The organism is Escherichia sp. SCLE84 (assembly GCF_012584495.1).
GTDB lineage: Bacteria > Pseudomonadota > Gammaproteobacteria > Enterobacterales > Enterobacteriaceae > ECMA0423.
This window is the reverse complement of sequence record NZ_CP051430.1, coordinates 2690237-2715236: the sequence shown is the minus strand read 5'-3', so window position 1 is coordinate 2715236 and position 25000 is coordinate 2690237. Positions and strand designations below refer to the sequence as shown.

At 53.3% G+C, this 25000-nt stretch carries 21 protein-coding genes and 3 tRNA genes; 15 read left to right on the top strand and 9 right to left on the bottom strand.

What is annotated here, in order from left to right; genetic code table 11:
* Positions 1-65 precede the first annotated feature (65 nt).
* The 5 genes from HGD79_RS13275 to frdA form a co-directional block, all read right to left on the bottom strand.
* Positions 66-1199 carry a BlaEC family class C beta-lactamase gene (locus tag HGD79_RS13275; protein WP_001299193.1) on the bottom strand — a complete coding sequence of 378 codons (1134 nt, stop codon included), beginning with the start codon at positions 1197-1199 and terminating at the stop codon, positions 66-68.
* A 62-nt stretch (positions 1200-1261) separates the two neighbouring features.
* Positions 1262-1621: a fumarate reductase subunit FrdD gene (gene frdD, locus HGD79_RS13270; RefSeq protein WP_168848419.1), complete on the bottom strand. Its 360-nt coding sequence runs from the start codon at positions 1619-1621 to the stop codon at positions 1262-1264.
* A 10-nt stretch (positions 1622-1631) separates the two neighbouring features.
* On the bottom strand, positions 1632-2027 hold the full coding sequence (frdC, locus tag HGD79_RS13265) for a fumarate reductase subunit FrdC (RefSeq protein ID WP_000208757.1): 396 nt from the start codon (positions 2025-2027) through the stop codon (positions 1632-1634).
* 10 nt (positions 2028-2037) lie between these two features.
* Complete coding sequence (frdB, locus tag HGD79_RS13260; protein ID WP_000829498.1) at positions 2038-2772, bottom strand: fumarate reductase iron-sulfur protein; 735 nt, start codon at positions 2770-2772, stop codon at positions 2038-2040.
* Complete coding sequence (frdA, locus tag HGD79_RS13255) at positions 2765-4573, bottom strand: fumarate reductase (quinol) flavoprotein subunit (protein WP_001192973.1); 1809 nt, start codon at positions 4571-4573, stop codon at positions 2765-2767. The genes frdB and frdA overlap by 8 nt, the downstream gene beginning before the upstream one ends.
* 324 nt (positions 4574-4897) lie before the next feature.
* On the opposite strand from frdA, the gene epmA reads away from it, so the two are divergent.
* Positions 4898-5875, top strand: coding sequence for an elongation factor P--(R)-beta-lysine ligase (epmA, locus tag HGD79_RS13250; protein ID WP_000004771.1), 978 nt, complete (start codon positions 4898-4900; stop codon positions 5873-5875).
* A gap of 218 nt (positions 5876-6093) precedes the next feature.
* Positions 6094-7596, top strand: a complete 1503-nt coding sequence (gene yjeM, locus HGD79_RS13245; RefSeq protein ID WP_001307536.1) for a glutamate/gamma-aminobutyrate family transporter YjeM — start codon at positions 6094-6096, stop codon at positions 7594-7596.
* A 150-nt stretch (positions 7597-7746) separates the two neighbouring features.
* Here yjeM and mscM read toward each other — a convergent pair whose 3' ends face one another.
* The 3 genes from mscM to rsgA all read right to left on the bottom strand — a co-directional run bounded on the left by mscM (position 7747) and on the right by rsgA (position 13209).
* A complete protein-coding gene (mscM, locus tag HGD79_RS13240) occupies positions 7747-11070 on the bottom strand; it encodes a miniconductance mechanosensitive channel MscM (protein ID WP_001236813.1) in 3324 nt (1107 codons plus the stop codon).
* Between the two features lie 21 nt (positions 11071-11091).
* Positions 11092-12060 (bottom strand): archaetidylserine decarboxylase, encoded by a 969-nt coding sequence (asd, locus tag HGD79_RS13235; RefSeq protein WP_000934908.1) that lies wholly within the window; start codon positions 12058-12060, stop codon positions 11092-11094.
* 96 nt (positions 12061-12156) lie between these two features.
* Positions 12157-13209, bottom strand: coding sequence for a small ribosomal subunit biogenesis GTPase RsgA (gene rsgA / locus HGD79_RS13230; RefSeq protein ID WP_000041970.1), 1053 nt, complete (start codon positions 13207-13209; stop codon positions 12157-12159).
* Positions 13210-13303: 94 nt separating this feature from the next.
* Here rsgA and orn point away from each other — a divergent pair, with 94 nt between their 5' ends.
* From orn to HGD79_RS13205, 5 genes are all read left to right on the top strand, one after another.
* Complete coding sequence (gene orn, locus HGD79_RS13225) at positions 13304-13849, top strand: oligoribonuclease (protein WP_001295188.1); 546 nt, start codon at positions 13304-13306, stop codon at positions 13847-13849.
* A 210-nt stretch (positions 13850-14059) separates the two neighbouring features.
* Positions 14060-14135, top strand: a tRNA-Gly gene (locus HGD79_RS13220).
* 36 nt (positions 14136-14171) lie between these two features.
* Positions 14172-14247 (top strand) — tRNA-Gly (locus tag HGD79_RS13215).
* A gap of 35 nt (positions 14248-14282) precedes the next feature.
* Positions 14283-14358 (top strand) — tRNA-Gly (locus HGD79_RS13210).
* Positions 14359-14591: 233 nt separating this feature from the next.
* Positions 14592-14645: a hypothetical protein gene (locus tag HGD79_RS13205; RefSeq protein WP_010723271.1), complete on the top strand. Its 54-nt coding sequence runs from the start codon at positions 14592-14594 to the stop codon at positions 14643-14645.
* Here HGD79_RS13205 and queG read toward each other — a convergent pair.
* Positions 14628-15767 carry a tRNA epoxyqueuosine(34) reductase QueG gene (gene queG / locus HGD79_RS13200; protein WP_001294219.1) on the bottom strand — a complete coding sequence of 380 codons (1140 nt, stop codon included), beginning with the start codon at positions 15765-15767 and terminating at the stop codon, positions 14628-14630. The genes HGD79_RS13205 and queG overlap by 18 nt on opposite strands.
* On the opposite strand from queG, the gene nnr reads away from it, so the two are divergent.
* From nnr to hflK, 8 genes are all read left to right on the top strand, one after another.
* Positions 15766-17313 carry a bifunctional ADP-dependent NAD(P)H-hydrate dehydratase/NAD(P)H-hydrate epimerase gene (nnr, locus tag HGD79_RS13195; protein ID WP_001307537.1) on the top strand — a complete coding sequence of 516 codons (1548 nt, stop codon included), beginning with the start codon at positions 15766-15768 and terminating at the stop codon, positions 17311-17313. The two genes, queG and nnr, sit on opposite strands and share 2 nt — an antisense overlap.
* A complete protein-coding gene (tsaE, locus tag HGD79_RS13190) occupies positions 17285-17746 on the top strand; it encodes a tRNA (adenosine(37)-N6)-threonylcarbamoyltransferase complex ATPase subunit type 1 TsaE (RefSeq protein ID WP_000981977.1) in 462 nt (153 codons plus the stop codon). The genes nnr and tsaE overlap by 29 nt, the downstream gene beginning before the upstream one ends.
* A gap of 18 nt (positions 17747-17764) precedes the next feature.
* Positions 17765-19102, top strand: coding sequence for an N-acetylmuramoyl-L-alanine amidase AmiB (amiB, locus tag HGD79_RS13185; protein ID WP_000990321.1), 1338 nt, complete (start codon positions 17765-17767; stop codon positions 19100-19102).
* 9 nt (positions 19103-19111) lie between these two features.
* Complete coding sequence (gene mutL / locus HGD79_RS13180; RefSeq protein ID WP_096147609.1) at positions 19112-20959, top strand: DNA mismatch repair endonuclease MutL; 1848 nt, start codon at positions 19112-19114, stop codon at positions 20957-20959.
* Complete coding sequence (gene miaA / locus HGD79_RS13175) at positions 20952-21902, top strand: tRNA (adenosine(37)-N6)-dimethylallyltransferase MiaA (RefSeq protein ID WP_001280345.1); 951 nt, start codon at positions 20952-20954, stop codon at positions 21900-21902. The genes mutL and miaA overlap by 8 nt, the downstream gene beginning before the upstream one ends.
* Before the next feature lie 85 nt (positions 21903-21987).
* Positions 21988-22296, top strand: a complete 309-nt coding sequence (gene hfq, locus HGD79_RS13170; protein ID WP_001051883.1) for an RNA chaperone Hfq — start codon at positions 21988-21990, stop codon at positions 22294-22296.
* 76 nt (positions 22297-22372) lie between these two features.
* Positions 22373-23653 (top strand): ribosome rescue GTPase HflX, encoded by a 1281-nt coding sequence (gene hflX, locus HGD79_RS13165; protein ID WP_000460360.1) that lies wholly within the window; start codon positions 22373-22375, stop codon positions 23651-23653.
* A gap of 85 nt (positions 23654-23738) precedes the next feature.
* The gene (hflK, locus tag HGD79_RS13160) at positions 23739-24998 is read left to right on the top strand and encodes an FtsH protease activity modulator HflK (protein ID WP_063115851.1); all 1260 of its coding nucleotides are present in this window, start codon (positions 23739-23741) and stop codon (positions 24996-24998) included.
* Positions 24999-25000: the final 2 nt, after the last annotated feature.

Below are 25000 nucleotides of genomic sequence, written 5' to 3'. Positions count from 1 at the left end.
TCTAAGTGTAGATGACAGCAAGGAAAAGCGCAGAAAAGGTCCGAAAATTCGGACCCGATGAAATTTTACTGTAGAGCGTTGAGAATCTGCCAGGCGGCGGCGACTCTCGCTGGATTGGGATAGTTTTTGTTAGCCAGCATCACTATACCCAGCTCTTTTTCTGGAATAAACGCGACATAGCTACCAAATCCGCCGGTTGCCCCTGTTTTATGTACCCATGATGCGCGTACTGCAGGAGTTGGGGGCGTAATCGCTTTTACGGGGTGTGCTGCCAGTGCAATTTTATTGCCACTGCCGTTAATGATGCTGTCAGGATTTACCGGCCAGTCCAGCATTTCCCAGCCCAGGCCCTGATACATATCGCCGGTTTGCCAGTAGCGAGATTGTGCCAGTTGTATCCCTTGCTGAAGTGTTTTGTCGTTGATATCACGGGGATTCATATTGCTTCGTACCCAGCAGGCCATATCTTCAATGGTCGACTTCACACCATAAGTTTCAGCATCTAACGCCCCTGGCGAAACATGAACTGCCTTGCCTTCGCGATATCCCCAGGCGTAATTCTTTTCTTCTGCGGGCGGTACATTAATCCACGTATGGTTGAGTTTGAGTGGCTGGAAGACACGTGTTTGCATCGCCTGCTCAAAACTCAAACCAGACGGCTTCACAGCCAGTGCGCCGAACAAACCGATACTGGAGTTGGCATACAGACGTTGTGTTCCTGGCGCCCATGCAGGCTGCCAGTTTTGATAGAAGCGCAGCAAGTCGCTTGAGGATTTCACCTCATCCGGCACCTGCAATGGCAGGCCGCCAGCAGTGTAGGTTGCGAGATGTAATAGTGTGATCCCATTCCACTGTTTAGCGGTAAGTTCAGGCCAGTATTTTGTTGTGGGATCGCTTAACTTGATTTCCCCTCGAGCAATAGCGTCGCCACCAAGCACGCCCGTAAATGTTTTGCTGACCGAACCTAACTCAAACAACGTTTGCTGTGTGACGGGCTGCTTTTTGGCGATGTCCGCATAGCCCCAGGTAAAGTAATAAGGTTTACCCTGATAAATTACCGCCACCGCCATACCGGGGATCTTTTGTTGCTCTATAAGCGGGGTAATTGTGCGATGCACAATATCGTTGATTTGTTGAGGGGCAGCAAATGTGGAGCAAGAGGCGGTAATTAATAAGGCGCAGAGCGTCGTTTTGAACATAAGGTCTGGTTTCCATACAAAACGGCCCGCCATAGGCGGGCCGGATTTACATTGGCGATACGTTAGATTGTAACGATACCAATCAGCGTGACAACTGTCAGGATAGCAGCCAGACCGTAGAAAAACCATTTGCCCGCAGGCACGTGAATTTTCAGATCGTGCATCGCGTGGTGCATACGGTGTAAACCACACCACAGCGGCAGAACGATCATCAGGAACAGGAATACGCGACCAATGAAGCTCTGCGCGAACGCCAGAACGCGCTCGTAGCTCAGCGCATCACCCGGAAACAGCCCCAGTGGCAGCAGAATACCCACCAGCAGGATCATCACCGGCGCAATAATTGCGCTCCACATACCACCGGCCCCGAAGAGGCCCCAGAATACCGGTTCGTCAGAACGCTTTGGATTTGGATTAATCATCTCAGGCTCCTTACCAGTACAGGGCAACAAACAGGATTACGATGGTGGCAACCACAGTTACCGCCCAGAGACTTTTGATAATTGGCTCTGGTCCCATTTTTTCGTCTTTTACAATGATATTGGCCGCTTTCGGTGCCAGTTCAAACCAGGTTTTGGTGTGCAGCAGAGCTGCCGCCAGAGTGATCAGGTTAATGATCACGATAACCGGGTTTTGTAAAAAGTCGACGAATCCCGCCCAGGCTTCCGGGCCATTTTTCAGGGCAAACAGCCCGAAAATCAGTTCAATGCTGAACCACACAGCCGGAACCGCCGTGCCTTCGCGCAGCATGTAAAAGCGATAAAACGGCAATTTTTTCCACCAGGTGGACGTCATTGGCCGTACATACGGTTTACGTTTAGTCGTCATGTTGCACTCCTTAGCGTGGTTTCAGGGTCGCGATAAGAAAGTCTTTCGAACTTTCTACTTTGCCCTGCTGAATGGCCGCAGCCGGATCGACGTGTTTCGGGCAGACTTCGGAGCAATAGCCCACGAAAGTACAGCTCCATACGCCGTTCTGGCTGTTCAACTGCGCCATACGCTCCTTCTTACCGTGGTCGCGGCTATCTTCGTTATAACGATGCGCCAGCGTAATGGCAGCCGGACCGATGAACTCTGGGTTCAGGCCAAACTGCGGGCACGCGGCGTAGCACAGACCACAGTTGATGCAACCGGAGAACTGGTGATACTTTGCCATCTGCGCCGGGGTCTGGATGTTAGTACCCTGATCCGCGGTGCGGGAGTTGCCGATGATGTACGGTTTGATCGCTTCCAGACTTTCGATGAAGTGGGTCATATCGACCACCAGATCGCGTTCAATCGGGAAGTTAGCTAACGCTTCAACCTTCATACCGTCGGTGTAATCACGCAGGAAGGTTTTACATGCCAGTTTTGGCACGTTGTTAACCATCATGCCGCAGGAACCACAAATCGCCATACGGCAGGACCAGCGGTAACTCAGGTCCGGTGCCAGGTTGTCTTTGATGTAGCCCAGCGCATCCAGTAATGAGGTAGTTGCGTCATAAGGCACTTCATAGAATGCGCTATGCGGTGCGGTATCGACTTCCGGGTTATAGCGCACCACCTCAATTTTCAGGTTTTTCATCTCAGCCATTCGCCTTCTCCTTCTTATTGGCTGCTTCCGCCTTATCGGCTGCATCCGCTTCGCCACCGTAAACGCGTTTAGCTGGCGGCAGCGTAGTAATCTTCACGTCGCTGTACTCCAGGCGAGTCGTGCCATCAGCATCGCGGAAGGCGAGGGTGTGTTTGAGGAAGTTGACGTCGTCACGCTCGGTGCAACCTTCGTCCAGACGCTGGTGTGCGCCGCGGGACTCTTTACGTGCCATTGCGGAGTGCGCCATACATTCAGCAACGTTCAGACCGTGGCCCAGTTCAATGGTGTAGAGCAGGTCGGTGTTGAACACGCTGGAGGTGTCGGTGATGCGCACGCGCTTGAAGCGTTCCTGCAGCTCTGCCAGCTTGTCGATGGTTTTCTGCATCAGTTCCGGCGTACGGTAGATACCGCAACCTTCTTCCATTGCCAGGCCCATTTCGTCGCGGATCTTCGCCCAGTTTTCGCCGCCATCCTGGTTAACCAGATCTTTCAGACGTTGTTCAACGCCAGCTGCCTGCGCTTCAATTGCCGCTTCGTTGCCATTACCGGCAGTTGCTGCACGCTCTGTCGCTTGTTCACCGGCCAGACGGCCGAAGACCACCAGTTCCGCCAGGGAGTTAGAACCCAGACGGTTTGCACCGTGCAGACCAACAGAGGAACATTCACCCACGGCGAACAGACCTTTAATGCGGGTTTCACAGTTCTGATCGGTTTCGATACCGCCCATGGTGTAGTGTGCGGTCGGACGTACCGGAATCGGTTCTTTAACCGGATCGACGCCAACGTACGCTTTCGCCAGTTCGCAGATGAACGGCAGACGTTCATGCAGTTTTTTCTCGCCGAGGTGACGCAGGTCGAGATAAACCACATCGCCACGCGGCGTGGAGATGGTGTTGCCTTTACGCCATTCGTGCCAGAAGGCCTGAGAAACTTTGTCGCGTGGACCCAGTTCCATATATTTGTTTTTCGGCTCGCCCAGCGGAGTTTCCGGGCCCATGCCGTAATCTTGCAGATAACGGTAGCCATTTTTGTTGACCAGAATACCGCCTTCACCGCGGCAGCCTTCGGTCATCAGGATACCGGAACCTGGCAGACCGGTTGGGTGATACTGAACGAATTCCATGTCACGCAGCGGAACGCCGTGGCTTAGCGCCATACCCATACCGTCACCGGTAACGATGCCGCCGTTGGTGTTGTAACGATAAACGCGACCCGCACCGCCAGTAGCCATAACGACCGCGTTAGCACGGATCTGCACCAGCGTGCCTTCCATCATGTTCATTGCTACCAGGCCGCGAACATGACCATCATCAACCAGAATATCCAGCACGAAATGTTCGTCAAAACGCTGGATCTGCGGGAATTGCAGAGAGGTCTGGAACAGCGTGTGCAGCATATGGAAGCCGGTCTTATCGGCGGCGAACCAGGTGCGCTCGATTTTCATGCCGCCGAAGCGACGTACGTTGACGCTACCATCCGGGCGACGGCTCCATGGGCACCCCCACAGTTCCAGTTGGGTCATTTCGGTTGGGCAGTGGTGGACGAAATAATCCACGACATCCTGCTCACACAACCAGTCGCCACCCGCTACTGTATCGTGAAAGTGATATTCGAAGCTGTCATGATCCTGCGCGACAGCGGCGGAGCCCCCTTCTGCAGCAACGGTATGGCTACGCATCGGGTATACTTTTGAGATTAGTGCGATTTTTGCATTTGGATTTGCCTGCGCGGCAGCAATTGCAGCACGTAATCCCGCGCCACCGGCGCCTACAATGGCAAGATCGGCTTGAAAGGTTTGCACGACATTCCTCCAGATTGTTTTTATCCCACAGCCCCGTACTTCAGGGTAAGTGCCTGAAAGTTACGGTCTGCGAACGCTATTCCACTGCTCCTTTATAGGTACAACAGTATAGTCTGATGGATAAGTCTGAAATTTGACGAGATCGATTTTTTTAGTGCGCAAGAGGGCTAAATTATCACTGAAGATGATTAATTTAATTACTAAACCATCAGATCGTGCTTTTTTTAGTCACTGCCCACCGCTGTTTGATTCCTGCGTAAAATTTGTCTCGCCGTCGCGTTGCGAGTAGACTTCGTGCCCTTGTCAAAAACTGGAGATTTAACTATGAGCGAAACGGCATCCTGGCAGCCGAGCGCATCCATTCCTAACTTATTAAAACGCGCGGCGATTATGGCGGAGATCCGTCGTTTCTTTGCCGATCGTGGAGTGCTGGAGGTGGAGACGCCTTGCATGAGCCAGGCGACGGTAACCGATATTCATTTGGTCCCGTTTGAGACACGTTTCGTTGGCCCCGGGCATTCGCAGGGGATGAATCTCTGGTTAATGACCAGCCCGGAATACCATATGAAACGCCTGCTGGTTGCCGGTTGTGGGCCGGTATTCCAGCTGTGCCGCAGCTTCCGTAATGAAGAGATGGGGCGTTATCACAACCCTGAGTTCACTATGCTGGAGTGGTATCGACCGCACTATGATATGTACCGGTTGATGAACGAGGTGGACGATCTCTTACAACAGGTGCTGGACTGTCCGGCAGCAGAAAGCCTTTCTTATCAACAAGCTTTCTTGCGTTATCTGGAAATTGACCCGCTCTCTGCCGACAAAACGCAACTGCGGGAAGTCGCAGCGAAACTGGATTTGAGCAATGTTGCTGATACCGAAGAAGACCGCGACACGCTGCTACAATTGCTGTTTACCTTTGGCGTAGAGCCAAATATTGGCAAAGAAAAACCGACCTTTGTGTACCACTTTCCAGCCAGCCAGGCATCACTGGCGCAAATCAGTACCGAAGATCATCGGGTCGCTGAACGCTTTGAGGTTTATTATAAAGGTATTGAGCTGGCGAATGGTTTCCATGAATTGACGGATGCCCGTGAGCAGCAACAACGCTTTGAACAAGATAACCGTAAGCGCGCGGCGCGCGGTTTGCCGCAGCACCCCATTGACCAGAATCTGATTGAAGCCTTGAAAGTCGGTATGCCTGACTGTTCCGGCGTGGCATTAGGTGTTGATCGTCTGGTGATGTTGGCGCTGGGCGCGGAGACACTGGCTGAAGTCATCGCCTTTAGCGTTGACCGGGCATAATTCTGAAAAATTACTGAATTAACAGCGAAGAATGGCGTGATAAGCGCCATTCTGTAGCATATGTTTTCATTTTTCCGTTAAAGGCCACAATTTAAGACTGGATATTTGATATCATCCAGGTATCAATTCTGTATTGGTTTTTACGCTGCCTGCTCAATGTTGCGCAGTGCAGTTCAGTGGGCACGTGTTATACACGCGCTGAAATGAAGGATGGTTTCATGCCTCACACGATAAAAAAGATGAGTCTGATAGGACTCATATTGATGATCTTTACTTCCGTATTTGGATTTGCCAATAGCCCATCGGCTTATTACTTAATGGGTTATAGTGCGATTCCCTTTTATATATTTTCTGCATTGTTATTCTTTATTCCATTCGCCTTAATGATGGCTGAAATGGGAGCTGCTTATCGCAAAGAAGAAGGCGGTATCTATTCCTGGATGAATAATAGTGTCGGACCACGTTTTGCCTTCATTGGTACGTTTATGTGGTTTTCCTCTTATATCATCTGGATGGTGAGTACCTCCGCGAAAGTTTGGGTACCGTTCTCAACATTCCTCTATGGTAGCGACATGACCCAGCACTGGCGTATTGCTGGACTGGAGCCTACGCAGGTGGTTGGTCTGCTGGCAGTGGCATGGATGATTCTGGTCACCGTCGTTGCTTCAAAGGGGATTAATAAAATTGCCCGCATTACTGCGGTGGGCGGTATTGCAGTAATGTGTCTGAATTTAGTATTGCTGTTAGTAAGCATTACTATTTTGTTATTAAATGGTGGGCATTTCGCGCAGGATATTAATTTCCTTGCATCACCGAACCCAGGTTATCAGTCCGGTCTGGCAATGCTATCGTTTGTGGTATTTGCTATTTTTGCCTATGGCGGAATTGAAGCGGTTGGTGGTCTGGTCGATAAAACGGAAAATCCAGAAAAGAACTTTGCCAAAGGTATTGTTTTTGCCGCTATTGTTATTTCAATCGGTTATTCGCTGGCAATATTTTTATGGGGTGTCAGCACAAACTGGCAGCAGGTATTAAGTAATGGTTCCGTTAACCTCGGCAATATTACCTATGTGCTGATGAAGAGCCTCGGGGTGACGCTGGGTAACGCACTGCATTTGTCACCTGAAGCGTCATTGTCGCTGGGTGTATGGTTTGCGCGTATTACCGGACTTTCGATGTTCCTCGCTTATACCGGGGCGTTCTTTACGCTTTGCTATTCACCGCTGAAAGCCATCATCCAGGGGACGCCGAAAGCGTTGTGGCCGGAACCGATGACGCGCCTGAATGCGATGGGGATGCCTTCTATCGCCATGTGGATGCAGTGCGGGTTGGTTACTGTCTTCATCCTGCTGGTTTCGTTTGGTGGCGGTACCGCATCGGCGTTCTTTAACAAGCTGACGCTGATGGCGAACGTGTCTATGACGCTTCCTTACCTGTTCCTCGCGCTGGCTTTCCCGTTCTTTAAAGCACGTCAGGATCTCGACAGACCGTTTGTGATTTTCAAAACGCATTTGTCGGCAATGATTGCGACAGTGGTTGTCGTACTGGTGGTGACATTTGCGAACGTCTTCACCATCATTCAACCTGTGGTTGAAGCCGGAGACTGGGACAGCACATTGTGGATGATTGGCGGCCCTGTCTTCTTCTCGCTGTTAGCGATGGCGATTTACCAGAACTATTGCAGTCGCATGGCGAATAAACCTGAGTTAGCTCTCGACTGATCATATGAAATCCTGCAACTCATCGTCTCTCCGGCGATGAGTTGTCAGGAAGTAATGCGTATGGATGATACTCTCCAGGGCCGGTGATAACTGAAGATGATGTTAAGCTGCTAAATGAGCCACGTTGACATCATTTGGCAGCTTCATGCATTACAAACTTCCCGCCTGACGACCTTTGCCCGCAGAAGTTAATGTTCTCCCCGTTTGCTTACCGTTGAGGCTTTCCAGACGCATCTGGAAGGGCGGGAATGGCATATCGATACCGTGGGCATGGAAGCCTGCCAGAATTAGCTGGTGGATCTCATGGCGTAGCGGCATACGGTGACCCATCTCAGCGGCGTAAATACGCAGCTCGAAAATCTGAATCCCTTGTTGCAGATCCACCAGGAAGACTTCCGGTGCCGGGTTGTCGATCACCAGCGAGCAGCGACGCGCTGCGGTGAGCAGGATTTCCGTCACTTCTTCACTGTTGGCATCAGCAGGGGCCGGAATCGTCAACACTACGCGCGTGACCGAGTCAGAGAGCGACCAGTTGATAAACTGCTCGGTAATAAACGCCTTGTTCGGCACGATTATCTCTTTACGGTCCCAGTCGCTGATGGTGGTGGCGCGGGTGTTAATTTTCGTCACGCTACCGGTGAGATCGCGAATTGTCACCGTATCGCCAATGCGAATCGGTTTTTCGAACAGGATAATCAGACCAGAGATAAAGTTGGCGAAAATTTCCTGCAAACCAAAACCGAGACCAACACCGAGCGCGGCGACCAGCCACTGCAATTTCGACCACTCAATACCAATCATCGAGAAGCCGACCAGCCCGCCAATCAGCATCAGCAGATATTTGGTGATGGTGGTGATGGCGTAGCCCGTACCCGGCGTTAAATCCAGGTGCTGCAAAATCGCCAGTTCCAGCAGCGCGGGCAGGTTGCGCACCAGCTGCGTGGTGATGATAAACACCAGAATGGCAATCAGCACCGCACCGAGGGTAATTGGCTCCAGACTTTCTACGCCCTGTACCGTGGAGGTGACATCCCACAGCGAAATATTTTCGAGGAAGCCGAAAGCGGAATGGATTTCTGACCACAGCACAATGACAGAAAGCAGGGCGATCAACATCAAAATTGAGCGCACCAGCCGCAAGGATTGCGCACTGATGGCATCGAGATCGACTTCGCTTTCATCGACTTCAATTGCCCCTTCCGGGCTACTGTGATGATGCGCTTCCTCTTCGCCACGCGCGCGTTGCGCTAACATCTCTGCCCGGCGATGCTTCGCCCGGTCAAACGCCAGCCTGCGACGCTGGATCAGCATCCAGCGGCGGATAACGTGATAAACCACCAGTAGCAGGAACCAGATGGCAACCGAGGTTTCAAGCCTCGCTAACAGTGCCTGCGCCGTTGCCAGATAACCCACCGCTGACGCCAGAATGGCAACCAGTGGTGCGCCAATCATCATGTTCCACAGCATATGGTTGGTAATGTTGTCGCCGCTGCCCTCTTTGTTGAGGTACAGCGGGATCCCGGCCTTTTTCAGGCTGAGGGTGACCACCGCCAGCGCACCGCAAATGAGGATAAAGCAAAGCCGTCCCAGCGAACCGGAGAATTCACGGTCGTCGAGGTTATCGAACATCATCAGCGCCATAATCAGCGGCACAATAAGCCCGATGCTCATCAGGTAGTAGCGCATCCCACGGGAAACACGTTCGCGCGGCCAGCCAAAATGAGCGATAAACAAGCCGTTCGGGCGGGCAAAGGTGGCGCAAATCATCACTACCCACAGCAGCGGCACGGTGGCCGTTACGCCATCGCCAATCGCGACCGCCAGCGGATAAGGCCACGCCTCGCGCAAGCCGTAACCCAGCGTCATCCACAGCACCGGCAGCGGTGACGCGACGAGAATCGACCAGAAAAGAGTGCGCAACGTCAGCCAGAAGTGATCCTGAGTCACTTTGCCGACTTTCGCCGCCGAACGTTCAAGAAAACGGGTGAAATAGCGGCGCGAGTAAATACTGCAACCGACCAGAATCAACGCGCCAAACAGCGGCAAAATCGTCTCTTTGCTGGTCAGCATCATCACACTGGCTTTGCCCAACTGACTGAAGGTGTCCAGCGAAATGAGACGACGCAGATCCTGGGCGATTTCCAGCGGCCAGGCGATGGTCATCGGGCGCACGTCAGAGGTCCAGAACAGATAGCGGTGCGTTGCTTCGTTCACCTCTTTCAGCGCATCCTCCAGTTGCCCGTTGGAGACTTTCAGCTTGGTCAGTTCCAGTAGTAGCGTGTCGCCACCCTGCAACAATGAGTTCAGCAACTCACGCTGAGTGCGCAGTTGTGCTTCCAGAATACGGTTTTGCTCGGCGGTCAGCGGCTGACCGTCGGCCTGATGGATTTGCCGTAGCAGCGGCTGTTTATTAAGCAGATCCTCATAACGTAACCGTTGCACACGCAACTGCGCCATTTCGGTATCAAGCTGTTGTGGTTTTGGCATTTCTGGTAGCCGTGCCACCTGCGCCCGCAGCGCTTCACCGAGCAGGTTGGACGATCCCAGCCATTGCGACTGTTCACGCAGCGTATTCAACGCCTGCCGGACCTGTAACGTCTGGCTGGCAGCCTGACGCTGTTGCGAGGCAACGAGATCCATCCGCTGCGCCTGTTGATTCAGTGCCGCCGATAGTTCGCGGTTAATTTTGAATTGCGCGACGATATCTTTCGGCAAATCGGCACTGTTTTCTGCCAGTAATTCGGTACTTTCCAGCGCCCGCTCCGCCTCAAGCTGACGTTGGCTATTCAACTGATTACGTAAGGCCTGCAAATACGCATCCAGTTGCTGGCTCTCTTTTTCCGCCAGCTCTGAGCGCAAGCGCGCTAATTCCTGACGGTTATTGGCAGACAGCTGCGCCAGTTCCAGTTCATCAACGAGCGCTTTCAGGCGTGCGGAGTCAGACTGCAACGCGAAATTTTGTGCCTGATTGAGCGGAGTATTGCCGGTAAGCGTTCCCAGGCGGCGCTCGATCTCATTTAACTGACGGCGGGCATCGGTTTGCTGTTGCGGCAGTTGATTCAGTGAATCGGCAATCTCGCGGGCGCGCTCCTGCTCTTGCTGGGCCTGACGGCTCTTATCCAGCAACTGACTGCTGACCTGGAGAATTTCCTGATTCAGCGCATCGGTAGACATTCCCGGCGACACGCTGCGCGGCTCGTCACGCATGTTGTTTAATTGTGCGCGCAGAGTAGCGGAGAGTTTCGGGTAATTATCGATAACTTGCTGATATTGTTTGATGCGCTCAAGGGAACCTTTTCGTTCCTCAAGCGCATTTAAGGCAGACTGGAGTGCCTCTATGACTTCTGGCTGCGCGGGTTTCGCCGCTTTTGCCTGCTCCAGTTCCTGGGTGATTTGTTTGCTATCGGGGGCCGTCGCGGCGTACGCCCCCCAACTGAGGCACCAGGCCATCAGAAAAGTGATAATCAGGCGCACGTCAGCGTTTCCTTTGATGGATTAGACCTGGTCTTTTTTGTCGTCAACCAATGGGCTGGCGTCGTGTTCTGCTTCGATCTCTTCAGCAGGAAGCGGGGCAGGTTCAGCGTCTGGCGTAACAAAGGTTTCGGTAGATACTGCCAGCGGCTGGCCAATTTTCGTGACAGACAGGCTTTCCAGTTGCTCAACCAGATTCACTTTACCCGGTGCAAACAGGTTGATAACGGTGGAACCGAGTTTAAAGCGACCCATTTCCTGGCCTTTAAGCAGTGCCACAGAACCGTCGTTTTCCCCGGCAGGCCAGGTCCAGCGCTTGATGATACCTTCGCGCGGCGGCGTAATGGTGCCCGCCCAGACCGTCTCAATGCTGCCAACAATCGTCGCTCCGACCAGAATCTGCGCCATTGGGCCAAATTCGGTATCGAAAAGGCAAATCACGCGTTCGTTACGGGCAAACAGATTCGGCACGTTCTGAGCGGTGAGATGGTTAACGGAGAAGAGATCGCCCGGCACGTAGATTATCTCACGCAGAATACCGTTGCACGGCATGTGTACGCGGTGGTAGTCACGCGGGGAGAGGTAAGTGGTCACAAACGTACCGTTGCGGAACAGGTCCGCCATCAGATAGTTGCCTGCCAGCAAGGCTTCGAGGCTGTAGTTGTGGCCTTTGGCTTGCAGGATTTTATCTTCTTCGATTTTACCCAACTGGCTGATAACGCCATCGGCAGGCATGACCAGGACATTCGGATCGGTATCGATTGGGCGTACTTCGTCACGCAGCGGACGGACAAAGAATTCGTTAAAGGTGCGGTAGCTGGCGGTGTCCGGCTTTTGCGCCTCTTTCATGTCGACCTTGTAGTATTTAACGAACAGATCGATAACCAGTTTTGTCAGCCATCCTGCCCGCTTGCTTGCGCCCCAACCCGCCAGGCGAGTAAGCCATAGTTTCGGCAGAATGTACTGTAGCGAAAGTTTAAATGAATTTAACAAGGTAGCCTCCAGGCCATTGTTTTGTCGTTCCTGATCCGGCCTACATGCCGGATCCTGAAAAAAAGGGGACGATTCTAACGACGGTTAGCTTAATTGTCAGTCATCCGTATCAGAAAAGTTTTTACGCGTTTTTACCTGCGCCATGCTTTCCAGAATACGGTGATAGTTTTCGAAACGGGTTTCCGCGATTTTTCCTTCCTCAACCGCTTCCCGGATAGCGCAGCCCGGATCGGTATCGTGTTTGCAATCGCGATATTTACACAGACCTAAATAGTCATGGAATTCGACAAAGCCCTGAGTGATTTGTTCCGGCTCCAGGTGCCAGAGGCCGAACTCACGCACACCAGGGGAATCAATCACATCACCGCCGTGCGGGAAGTGATACAGTCGTGCGGCGGTCGTGGTGTGCTGACCGAGACCCGAGTTGTCAGAGACATCGTTGGTCAGGATCTCTTTTTGCAGCCCCAGCAACGCGTTCAGCAGGCTGGATTTGCCGACGCCAGACTGGCCGGCAAAAATGCTGATGCGCCCGGTCAACGCCTCTTCCAGCGGTTTTAGCCCATCCTGAGTATGGCTGGAAACCATCAATACGCGATAACCAATGTTGCGGTAGATATCCATCTGCTCGTTGACGAACGCCATGCCTTCGTCGTCCAGCAGGTCTATCTTATTGAGCACAATAATCGGCTCAATCTGCAAGGTTTCGCAGGCCACCAGGTAACGGTCGATAATATTGAGCGACAGCTCCGGCAAAATGGCGGAGACAATGACAATCTGGTCGATGTTGGCGGCAATAGGTTTCACGCCGTCGTAGAAATCCGGACGCGTCAACACTGAGGTGCGCTCATGCACCGCTTCCACGATCCCTTTGACATTTACGCCTTCCGCCGCCGGTTTACCCGGACGCCAGACTACGCGGTCGCCGGTTACCAGCGAACGGATGGTACGGCGAATATTGCAGCGGTGAACGTCGCCATCGGCGGATTCCACATCAGCGTGCATACCAAAGCGGCTGATGACGATACCTTCATCAGGCTCGCCAAACAGATTGTCGTCGTAGTCGGGCTTCTCCTTAGACGTTTTAAGACGACGCTGGTGATTGGCGTTCACGCGGCGCTGCTGGCCTTTGGAGAGTTTATTTTTACTCAATCGTACAGACTCCTGGTCGCCCCTGATGGGCAAAACATCTATGATACACGCAATTGTGGATCAATATAGTCACTGTGAATGGGTGGAAAATAGCATGAGTGCCAATGAAAACAACCTGATTTGGATCGATCTTGAGATGACCGGTCTGGATCCCGAGCGCGATCGCATTATTGAGATTGCCACGCTGGTGACCGATGCCAACCTGAATATTCTGGCAGAAGGGCCGACCATTGCAGTACACCAGTCTGATGAACAGCTGGCGCTGATGGATGACTGGAACGTGCGCACCCATACCGCCAGCGGGCTGGTAGAGCGCGTGAAAGCGAGCACGATGGGCGATCGGGAAGCTGAACTGGCAACGCTCGAATTTTTAAAACAGTGGGTGCCTGCGGGAAAATCGCCGATTTGCGGTAACAGCATCGGTCAGGACCGTCGTTTCCTGTTTAAATACATGCCGGAGCTGGAAGCCTACTTCCACTACCGTTATCTCGATGTCAGCACCCTGAAAGAGCTGGCGCGCCGCTGGAAGCCGGAAATTCTGGATGGTTTTACCAAGCAGGGGACGCATCAGGCGATGGATGATATCCGTGAATCGGTGGCGGAGCTGGCTTACTACCGCGAGCATTTTATCAAGCTGTAAAATTTTTCCTGGTCACGTAAGCGCCGGAATCCACTTGCGGCGGCGTGATTTTGACGCTAAATTGAACGTCTTGCTGATAATTTCAGCACTTGAGATAAAAACGCAAAAAAAACTTTTTTGGGGGGTTGCAGAGGGAAAGATTTCTCGTATAATGCGCCTCCCGTAACGACGCAGAAATGCGAAAATTACGAAAGCAAAATTAAGTAGTACGCGGGAATAGCTCAGTTGGTAGAGCACGACCTTGCCAAGGTCGGGGTCGCGAGTTCGAGTCTCGTTTCCCGCTCCAAAATTTGAAAAGTGCTGCAAAGCACAGACCACCCAAGCGGGAATAGCTCAGTTGGTAGAGCACGACCTTGCCAAGGTCGGGGTCGCGAGTTCGAGTCTCGTTTCCCGCTCCAAAATTTGAAAGTGCTGTAAGGCACAGACCACCCAAGCGGGAATAGCTCAGTTGGTAGAGCACGACCTTGCCAAGGTCGGGGTCGCGAGTTCGAGTCTCGTTTCCCGCTCCAAATTCTTCTCTCAATAAAATATCCACAGCGATGCGATGCGTTATTGCTGGTTTTCGTTGTCTCTGACAAACTCTTGTAAACAGAGTTATCCACAGCCTCAGGCTGTAATCTTAATTTCAAAGAAACTTCGCACGGTGAATAGTATTTTTTTAACCTATTGATAGATAAGTTAAAAATTAAGATTCCGTTTTGTCGAGTCGATCACTTGACGATTTTATTCGTCTTGAATTGCAATGCGTTTTTATTTTTATTCACAAGCTGTGGATGAATCAGGCGTCACGCGGTAACCCTTTTTCAATCACCCGAACCAGACGCTGTTTTTTCGGCAATTGCACTTCGACTATGCACGCATTTCGTCTCTCTATTTGCTGCGCAATCGCCCACGCTATGTGCTCATCGAGAAGTGGGTGCTCACCTTTACGACTTTCCAGCGCTGTCAAAATCGTTTCATCCCAAGGGGCATTGCCTAATGCTACGGCGATATTACGCAGCCAACGCAGGTGACCAATACGACGAATCGCCGATCCTTCCGTGACTTTTAAAAACTTCTCTTCGCTCCAGGCGAATAACTCAATGAGTTCCGGTGCGTGTAGCGGCTTACGCGGGCTGAAATCCTCTTCTGTGGTGAGTTGTGAATAGCGATTCCACGGGCAGATAAGCTGGCAGTCATCGCAACCGTAAATACGGTTTCCCATTAACGGTCGCAACTCTTCCGGGATCGCCCCTTCAAGTTCGATGGTGAGATAAGAGATACAGCGGCGAGCATCGACGGTATATGGCTCGACGATGGCACCGGTCGGGCAAATCGTCATACAGGCCACGCATTTACCGCATCCTTCCTCGACTGGTTGATCCACGGGCAGCGGAATATCGACCAGCAATTCGCCTAAAAAGAAGAAAGAACCGGCCTCGCGATTGAGGATAAGTGAGTGCTTACCTGTCCAGCCGAGCCCAGCTTTTTCAGCTAACGGGCGCTCGAGAATAGGCGCAGAATCGACAAACGGTCTAAAATTCAGCGAAACACAATGTTGCTGAATCATCTCGCCCAGCTTTTTGAGTCGGTTGCGCAGAAGTTTGTGATAGTCACGGCCCAGCGCATAACGGCTAACATAGCCGAGTTTGGGGTTTTTCAGCGTGCTGGCAAATGCGGCGTTAGCAGGAAGGTAATTCATCCGCACGCTGATCACGCGCAGCGTACCGGGCAATAACTCATGGGGGCGAGCGCGCAGCATACCGTGACGTGCCATCCAGTCCATTTCGCCGTGGTATTGTTTGTCCAGCCATGCTTGCAGTTTGGGCTCGGACTCGCTGAGATCGGTATCGGTAATACCTACCTGCTGAAAGCCCAGTTCCAGCCCCCACTGTTTAATTTTTTGCGCTAACTGATTGAGATCGAGGGGCTCTGACATGACGGACCATACAATGAAGAAAAACCCCGTAAGTATACCACACACCGTCTGGCACGCCGACGATATCCGCCGCGGAGAACGTGAGGCGGCAGATGCGCTGGGGCTTACACTCTATGAGCTGATGCTTCGCGCTGGCGAAGCCGCATTCCAGGTGTGTCGTTCGGCGTATCCTGACGCCCGCCATTGGCTGGTGCTGTGCGGTCATGGTAATAACGGCGGCGATGGCTACGTGGTCGCGCGGCTGGCCACAGCGGTCGGCATTGAGGTCACGCTGCTGGCCCAGGAGAGCGACAAACCGTTGCCGGAAGAGGCCGCGCTGGCACGCGAAGCATGGTTAAACGCGGGAGGCGAGATCCATGCTTCGAATATTGTCTGGCCCGAATCGGTAGATCTGATTGTTGATGCGCTGCTCGGTACCGGCTTGCAGCAAGCGCCCCGCGAATCCATTAGCCAGTTAATCGACCACGCTAATTCCCATCCTGCGCCGATTGCGGCGGTTGATATCCCTTCCGGCCTGCTGGCTGAAACCGGCGCTACGCCAGGCGCAGTGATCAACGCCGATCACACCATCACTTTTATTGCGCTGAAACCAGGCTTGCTCACTGGAAAAGCGCGGGATGTTACCGGACAACTGCATTTTGACTCACTGGGGCTGGATAGTTGGCTGGCAGGTCAGGAGACGAAAATTCAGCGGTTTTCGGCAGAACAACTTTCTCACTGGCTAAAACCGCGTCGCCCGACTTCGCATAAAGGCGATCACGGGCGGCTGGTAATTATCGGTGGCGATCACGGCACGGCGGGGGCTATTCGTATGACGGGGGAAGCGGCGCTACGTGCTGGTGCTGGTTTAGTCCGAGTACTGACCCGCAGTGAAAACATTGCGCCGCTGCTGACTGCACGACCGGAATTGATGGTGCATGAACTGACGATGGACTCTCTTACCGAAAGCCTGGAATGGGCCGATGTGGTGGTGATTGGTCCCGGTCTGGGCCAGCAAGAGTGGGGGAAAAAAGCACTGCAAAAAGTTGAGAATTTTCGCAAACCGATGTTGTGGGATGCCGATGCATTGAACCTGCTGGCAATCAATCCCGATAAGCGTCACAATCGCGTGATCACGCCGCATCCTGGCGAGGCCGCACGGTTGTTAGGCTGTTCCGTCGCTGAAATTGAAAGTGACCGCTTACATTGCGCCAAACGTCTGGTACAACGTTATGGCGGCGTAGCGGTGCTGAAAGGTGCCGGAACCGTGGTCGCCGCCCATCCTGACGCTTTAGGCATTATTGATGCCGGAAATGCAGGCATGGCGAGCGGCGGCATGGGCGATGTGCTCTCTGGTATTATTGGCGCATTGCTTGGGCAAAAACTGTCGCCGTATGATGCCGCCTGTGCGGGCTGTGTCGCGCACGGTGCTGCAGCTGACGTACTGGCGGCGCGTTTTGGAACGCGCGGGATGCTGGCAACCGATCTCTTTTCCACGCTACAGCGTATTGTTAACCCGGAAGTGACTGATAAAAACCATGATGAATCGAGTAATTCCGCTCCCTGATGAGCAGGCAACATTAGACCTGGGCGAGCGGGTAGCGAAAGCCTGCGATGGCGCAACCGTAATCTATCTGTATGGCGATTTAGGCGCAGGTAAAACCACCTTTAGCCGGGGCTTTTTACAAGCTCTGGGTCATCAGGGTAATGTCAAAAGCCCCACTTATACGCTGGTCGAACCCTATACGCTCGACAATTTAATGGTTTATCACTTTGATTTGTACCGCCTTGCCGATCCCGAGGAGCTGGAGTTTATGGGGATTCGCGATTATTTTGCCAACGATGCCATCTGCCTGGTGGAGTGGCCACAACAAGGTACTGGTGTTCTTCCTGACCCGGATGTCGAAATACACATTGATTATCAGGCACAAGGCCGTGAGGCGCGCGTGAGTGCGGTTTCCTCTGCGGGTGAATTGTTGCTGGCGCGTTTAGCCGGTTAACCTTTGAAAGGTGGCGGGATGATGTATCGCATCAGAAATTGGTTGGTAGCGACGCTGCTGCTGCTGTGCACGCCGGTGGGTGCCGCGACGCTCTCTGATATTCAGGTTTCTAACGGTAATCAACAGGCGCGGATAACGTTGAGTTTTATTGGCGATCCTGATTATGCGTTTAGCCATCAAAGCAAACGCACCGTGGCGCTCGATATCAAACAAACGGGCGTGATTCAGGGACTGCCGTTGTTGTTCAGCGGCAATAATCTGGTGAAGGCGATTCGCTCTGGAACGCCTAAAGATGCACAAACGCTACGGCTGGTGGTCGATCTTACCGAAAACGGTAAAACCGAAGCGGTGAAGCGGCAGAATGGCAGCAATTACACTGTCGTCTTTACGATTAACGCCGATGCGCCGCCACCTCCTCCTCCGCCGCCCGTGGTTGCGAAACGCGTTGAAACGCCTGCGGTTGTCGCACCGCGCGTCAGCGAACCGGCGCGCAATCCGTTTAAAACGGAAAGTAACCGCACTACGGGTGTTATCAGCAGTAATACGGTAACGCGTCCGGCAGCGCGCGCGACGGCTAACACTGGCGATAAAATTATCATCGCTATTGATGCCGGACACGGCGGTCAGGACCCTGGCGCTATCGGCCCCGGTGGTACGCGGGAGAAAAATGTCACCATCGCCATCGCGCGTAAATTGCGTACTTTGCTCAATGACGATCCGATGTTTAAGGGCGTTTTAACCCGTGACGGGGATTACTTTATCTCGGTGATGGGGCGCAGTGATGTGGCACGTAAGCAAAACGCCAATTTCCTCGTGTCGATTCACGCTGATGCCGCACCGAACCGCAGTGCGACTGGCGCTTCCGTATGGGTGCTCTCTAACCGTCGCGCCAACAGCGAAATGGCCAGCTGGCTGGAGCAGCACGAGAAACAGTCGGAGCTGCTGGGTGGGGCGGGTGATGTGCTGGCGAACAGTCAGTCTGACCCCTATTTAAGCCAGGCGGTGCTGGATTTACAGTTCGGTCATTCCCAACGGGTAGGGTATGATGTAGCGACCAGTATGATCAGTCAGTTGCAACGCATTGGCGAAATACATAAACGCCGACCAGAACACGCGAGTCTCGGCGTTCTGCGTTCGCCGGATATCCCATCAGTACTGGTCGAAACCGGTTTTATCAGCAACAACAGCGAAGAACGTTTGCTGGCGAGCGACGATTACCAACAACAGCTGGCAGAAGCCATTTACAAAGGCCTGCGCAATTATTTCCTTGCGCATCCGATGCAATCTGCGCCGCAGGGGGCAACGGCACAAACGGCCAGTACGGTGACGACGCCAGATCGCACGCTGCCAAACTAAGGACGATTGATGCCAATTCAGGTCTTACCGCCACAACTGGCGAACCAGATTGCCGCAGGTGAGGTGGTCGAGCGACCTGCGTCGGTAGTCAAAGAACTGGTGGAAAACAGCCTCGATGCAGGTGCGACACGTATCGATATTGATATCGAACGCGGTGGGGCGAAACTTATCCGCATTCGTGATAACGGCTGCGGTATCAAAAAAGACGAGCTGGCGCTGGCGCTGGCGCGTCATGCCACCAGTAAAATCGCCTCTCTGGACGATCTCGAGGCCATTATCAGCCTGGGCTTTCGCGGTGAGGCGCTGGCGAGTATCAGTTCGGTTTCCCGCCTGACGCTCACTTCACGCACCGCAGAACAGCAGGAAGCCTGGCAGGCCTATGCCGAAGGGCGCGATATGAACGTGACGGTAAAACCGGCGGCGCATCCTGTGGGGACGACGCTGGAGGTGCTGGATCTGTTCTACAACACCCCGGCGCGGCGCAAATTCCTGCGCACCGAGAAAACCGAATTTAACCACATTGATGAGATCATCCGCCGCATTGCGCTGGCGCGTTTCGACGTCACGATCAACCTGTCGCATAACGGTAAAATTGTGCGTCAGTACCGCGCAGTGCCGGAAGGCGGGCAAAAAGAACGGCGCTTAGGCGCGATTTGCGGCACCGCTTTTCTTGAACAAGCGCTGGCGATTGAATGGCAACACGGCGATCTCACGCTACGCGGCTGGGTGGCCGATCCAAATCACACCACGCCCGCACTGGCAGAAATTCAGTATTGCTACGTGAACGGTCGCATGATGCGCGATCGCCTGATCAATCACGCGATCCGCCAGGCCTGCGAAGACAAACTGGGGGCCGATCAGCAACCGGCATTTGTGCTGTATCTGGAGATCGATCCGCATCAGGTGGACGTCAACGTGCACCCCGCCAAACACGAAGTGCGTTTCCATCAGTCGCGTCTGGTGCATGATTTTATCTATCAGGGCGTGCTGAGCGTGCTACAACAGCAACTGGAAACGCCGCTACCGCTGGACGATGAACCCCAACCTGCACCGCGTTCCATTCCGGAAAACCGCGTGGCGGCGGGGCGCAATCACTTTGCAGAACCGGCAGCTCGTGAGCCGGTAGCTCCGCGCTACACTCCTGCGCCAGCATCAGGCAGTCGTCCGGCTGCCCCCTGGCCGAATGCGCAGCCAGGCTACCAGAAACAGCAAGGTGAAGTGTATCACCAGCTTTTGCAAACGCCCGCGCCGATGCAAAAACCAAAAGCGCCGGAACCGCAGGAACCTGCACTTGCGGCGAACAGTCAGAGTTTTGGTCGGGTACTGACTATCGTCCATTCCGACTGTGCGTTGCTGGAGCGCGATGGCAACATTTCACTTTTATCCTTGCCAGTGGCAGAACGTTGGCTACGTCAGGCACAATTGACGCCGGGTGAAGCGCCCGTTTGCGCCCAGCCGCTGCTGATTCCGTTGCGGCTAAAAGTTTCTGCCGAAGAAAAATCGGCATTAGAAAAAGCGCAGTCTGCCCTGGCGGAATTGGGTATTGATTTCCAGTCAGATGCACAGCATGTGACCATCAGGGCCGTGCCTTTACCCTTACGCCAACAAAATTTACAAATCTTGATTCCTGAACTGATAGGCTACCTGGCGAAGCAGTCCGTATTCGAACCTGGCAATATTGCGCAGTGGATTGCACGAAATCTGATGAGCGAACATGCGCAGTGGTCAATGGCACAGGCCATAACCCTGCTGGCGGACGTGGAACGGTTATGTCCGCAACTTGTGAAAACGCCGCCGGGTGGTCTGTTACAATCTGTTGATTTACATCCGGCGATAAAAGCCCTGAAAGATGAGTGATATCAGTAAGGCGAGCCTGCCTAAGGCGATTTTTTTGATGGGGCCGACGGCCTCCGGTAAAACGGCGTTAGCCATTGAGCTGCGTAAAATTTTACCAGTAGAGTTGATAAGCGTTGATTCTGCCCTTATTTACAAAGGGATGGATATCGGGACGGCGAAGCCGAACGCTGAAGAGTTACTCGCCGCGCCGCACCGATTGCTGGATATTCGCGATCCGTCGCAGGCTTACTCGGCTGCTGATTTTCGCCGCGATGCGCTGGCGGAAATGGCCGATATCACCGCGGCGGGGCGGATCCCACTGTTAGTGGGCGGTACGATGTTGTATTTCAAGGCATTGCTGGAAGGGTTGTCGCCGCTACCGTCGGCAGACCCGGAAGTGCGGGCCAGAATTGAGCAACAGGCGGCAGAGCAAGGTTGGGAGTCATTGCATCGTCAACTTCAGGAGGTAGATCCGGTTGCGGCAGCAAGGATTCATCCAAATGATCCACAAAGGCTTTCCCGGGCACTGGAAGTTTTTTTCATTTCGGGTAAAACTTTAACGGAACTGACGCAAACGTCAGGAGACGCTCTACCGTATCAGGTGCATCAGTTCGCCATCGCCCCGGCGAGCCGTGAACTGCTCCATCAACGCATTGAGCAGCGTTTTCATCAGATGTTGGCTTCAGGTTTTGAAGCAGAAGTCCGGGCGCTTTTTGCCCGAGGAGATTTGCATACGGACTTGCCTTCCATTCGTTGCGTGGGTTATCGCCAGATGTGGTCTTACCTTGAAGGCGAAATCTCATACGATGAAATGGTTTATCGAGGTGTTTGCGCCACGAGACAGTTGGCGAAGCGGCAGATAACCTGGCTGCGTGGTTGGGAAGGGGTTCACTGGCTTGACAGTGAAAAACCAGAACAGGCGCGCGACGAAGTATTACAGGTTGTTGGTGCTATCGCAGGCTGAATGTGTACAATTGAGACGTATCGTGCGCAATTTTTTCAGAATCGAAAGGTTCAAAGTACAAATAAGCATATAAGGAAAAGAGAGAATGGCTAAGGGGCAATCTTTACAAGATCCGTTCCTGAACGCACTGCGTCGGGAACGTGTTCCAGTTTCTATTTATTTGGTGAATGGTATTAAGCTGCAAGGGCAAATCGAGTCTTTTGATCAATTCGTGATCCTGTTGAAAAACACGGTCAGCCAGATGGTTTACAAGCACGCGATTTCTACTGTTGTCCCGTCTCGCCCGGTTTCTCATCACAGTAACAACGCCGGTGGCGGTACCAGCAGTAACTACCATCATGGTAGCAGCGCGCAGAATACTTCCGCGCAACAGGACAGCGAAGAAACCGAATAAGGTTTCGGGCTGTTTTTTTTACACGGGGAGCCAGCGATCCTGCGTTCCCCGCTGATCTATTTAGAGGGTTATACGCTTGTTTGACCGTTATGATGCTGGTGAGCAGGCGGTACTGGTACACATCTATTTTACGCAAGACAAAGATATGGAAGACCTCCAGGAGTTTGAATCTCTGGTCTCTTCCGCCGGTGTCGAAGCATTGCAGGTGATTACCGGTAGCCGTAAAGCGCCGCACCCAAAGTATTTTGTAGGTGAAGGTAAAGCAGTTGAAATTGCGGAAGCTGTCAAAGCGACGGGTGCTTCGGTCGTTCTTTTTGACCATGCCCTGAGCCCGGCGCAAGAGCGTAACCTGGAGCGTTTGTGCGAGTGTCGTGTTATCGACCGCACCGGCCTTATTTTAGATATTTTCGCCCAACGTGCGCGTACCCATGAGGGTAAGTTGCAGGTTGAGCTGGCGCAGCTGCGCCATCTGGCTACGCGCCTGGTGCGTGGCTGGACCCACCTTGAAAGACAGAAAGGCGGGATAGGTTTGCGTGGTCCGGGTGAAACCCAGCTCGAAACCGACCGTCGTTTGTTGCGTAATCGCATCGTGCAGATACAGTCACGCCTGGAAAGAGTTGAAAAGCAGCGTGAGCAGGGGCGGCAATCGCGTATCAAAGCCGACGTTCCTACTGTTTCGCTGGTGGGATATACCAACGCCGGTAAATCTACCCTTTTCAATCGCATCACCGAAGCGCGGGTCTACGCGGCAGACCAGTTGTTTGCCACCCTCGACCCGACGTTGCGGCGTATTGACGTTGCAGATGTCGGTGAAACCGTACTTGCAGATACCGTAGGGTTTATTCGCCACCTGCCGCACGATCTGGTGGCGGCATTTAAAGCCACGTTACAAGAGACGCGGCAAGCCACATTACTGCTGCACGTCATTGATGCGGCGGATGTGCGTGTACAAGAAAACATCGAAGCGGTGAATACGGTTCTTGAAGAGATCGACGCTCACGAGATCCCAACCCTGCTGGTGATGAACAAGATCGATATGCTGGAAGATTTCGAACCGCGTATTGATCGGGACGAAGAGAACAAACCGATCCGTGTCTGGCTTTCCGCACAGACCGGAGCGGGGATACCACAGCTTTTTCAGGCTTTGACGGAGCGGCTTTCCGGCGAGGTGGCGCAGCATACATTGCGTTTGCCGCCGCAGGAAGGGCGTCTGAGAAGTCGTTTTTATCAGCTTCAGGCAATAGAAAAAGAGTGGATGGAGGAGGACGGCAGCGTAAGTCTGCAAGTTCGTATGCCGATCGTTGACTGGCGTCGCCTCTGTAAACAAGAACCGGCGTTGATCGATTACCTGATCTAACGGCGTAGCGTCTGAAGCGTGGAGTCATATCCTCTGGCGTCGAAAGACAACAGGGATCACCGCATAACAAATATGGAGCACAAACATGGCGTGGAATCAGCCCGGTAATAACGGACAAGACCGCGACCCGTGGGGAAGCAGCAAACCTGGCGGCAACTCTGAGGGAAATGGAAACAAAGGCGGTCGCGATCAAGGGCCACCTGATTTAGATGATATCTTCCGCAAACTGAGCAAAAAGCTCGGTGGTCTGGGCGGCGGTAAAGGCACCGGATCTGGCGGTGGCAGTTCATCGCAAGGCCCGCGCCCGCAGCTTGGCGGTCGTGTCGTTACCATCGCAGCGGCAGCGATTGTCATTATCTGGGCGGCCAGTGGTTTCTATACCATTAAAGAAGCCGAACGCGGCGTGGTAACACGCTTTGGTAAATTCAGCCATCTGGTTGAGCCGGGTCTGAACTGGAAACCGACGTTTATCGACGAAGTCAAACCGGTAAACGTGGAAGCCGTGCGTGAACTGGCCGCTTCCGGTGTGATGTTGACGTCGGACGAGAACGTAGTGCGCGTTGAGATGAACGTGCAGTACCGCGTTACCAATCCGGAAAAATATCTGTATAGCGTGACCAGCCCGGATGACAGTCTGCGTCAGGCTACCGACAGCGCCCTGCGCGGGGTTATCGGTAAATACACCATGGACCGCATTCTGACGGAAGGTCGTACCGTGATTCGTAGCGATACTCAGCGCGAACTGGAAGAGACTATCCGTCCGTATGACATGGGCATCACTCTGCTGGACGTCAACTTCCAGGCTGCTCGTCCGCCGGAAGAAGTAAAAGCGGCGTTTGACGATGCGATTGCCGCGCGTGAAAACGAACAGCAATACATTCGTGAAGCAGAAGCGTATACCAACGAAGTTCAGCCGCGTGCGAACGGTCAGGCGCAACGTATCCTCGAAGAGGCGCGTGCGTACAAGGCCCAGACCATCCTGGAAGCTCAGGGTGAAGTGGCGCGCTTTGCTAAACTTCTGCCGGAATATAAAGCCGCGCCGGAAATTACTCGCGAGCGTCTGTATATCGAGACGATGGAAAAAGTGTTGGGTAACACCCGCAAAGTGCTGGTTAACGATAAAGGTGGCAACCTGATGGTTCTGCCGTTAGACCAGATGCTGAAAGGTGGTAACGCCCCTGCGGCGAAGAGCGATAACGGTGCCAGAAATCTGCTGCGTTTGCCGCCAGCCTCTTCCTCCACAACCAGTGGAGCAAGCAACACGTCGTCCACCAGTCAGGGCGATATTATGGACCAACGCCGCGCCAACGCGCAGCGTAACGACTACCAGCGTCAGGGGGAATAACG

What these genes read in the sequence shown, in the direction of transcription:
- HGD79_RS13275 (WP_001299193.1), bottom strand. Translation starts at nt 1,199, where the DNA reads ATGTTCAAAACGACGCTCTGCGCCTTATTAATTACCGCCTCTTGCTCC.
- frdD (WP_168848419.1), bottom strand. Translation starts at nt 1,621, where the DNA reads ATGATTAATCCAAATCCAAAGCGTTCTGACGAACCGGTATTCTGGGGC.
- frdC (WP_000208757.1), bottom strand. Translation starts at nt 2,027, where the DNA reads ATGACGACTAAACGTAAACCGTATGTACGGCCAATGACGTCCACCTGG.
- frdB (WP_000829498.1), bottom strand. Translation starts at nt 2,772, where the DNA reads ATGGCTGAGATGAAAAACCTGAAAATTGAGGTGGTGCGCTATAACCCG.
- epmA (WP_000004771.1), top strand. Translation starts at nt 4,898, where the DNA reads ATGAGCGAAACGGCATCCTGGCAGCCGAGCGCATCCATTCCTAACTTA.
- yjeM (WP_001307536.1), top strand. Translation starts at nt 6,094, where the DNA reads ATGCCTCACACGATAAAAAAGATGAGTCTGATAGGACTCATATTGATG.
- orn (WP_001295188.1), top strand. Translation starts at nt 13,304, where the DNA reads ATGAGTGCCAATGAAAACAACCTGATTTGGATCGATCTTGAGATGACC.
- nnr (WP_001307537.1), top strand. Translation starts at nt 15,766, where the DNA reads ATGACGGACCATACAATGAAGAAAAACCCCGTAAGTATACCACACACC.
- queG (WP_001294219.1), bottom strand. Translation starts at nt 15,767, where the DNA reads ATGTCAGAGCCCCTCGATCTCAATCAGTTAGCGCAAAAAATTAAACAG.
- tsaE (WP_000981977.1), top strand. Translation starts at nt 17,285, where the DNA reads ATGATGAATCGAGTAATTCCGCTCCCTGATGAGCAGGCAACATTAGAC.
- amiB (WP_000990321.1), top strand. Translation starts at nt 17,765, where the DNA reads ATGATGTATCGCATCAGAAATTGGTTGGTAGCGACGCTGCTGCTGCTG.
- mutL (WP_096147609.1), top strand. Translation starts at nt 19,112, where the DNA reads ATGCCAATTCAGGTCTTACCGCCACAACTGGCGAACCAGATTGCCGCA.
- miaA (WP_001280345.1), top strand. Translation starts at nt 20,952, where the DNA reads ATGAGTGATATCAGTAAGGCGAGCCTGCCTAAGGCGATTTTTTTGATG.
- hfq (WP_001051883.1), top strand. Translation starts at nt 21,988, where the DNA reads ATGGCTAAGGGGCAATCTTTACAAGATCCGTTCCTGAACGCACTGCGT.
- hflK (WP_063115851.1), top strand. Translation starts at nt 23,739, where the DNA reads ATGGCGTGGAATCAGCCCGGTAATAACGGACAAGACCGCGACCCGTGG.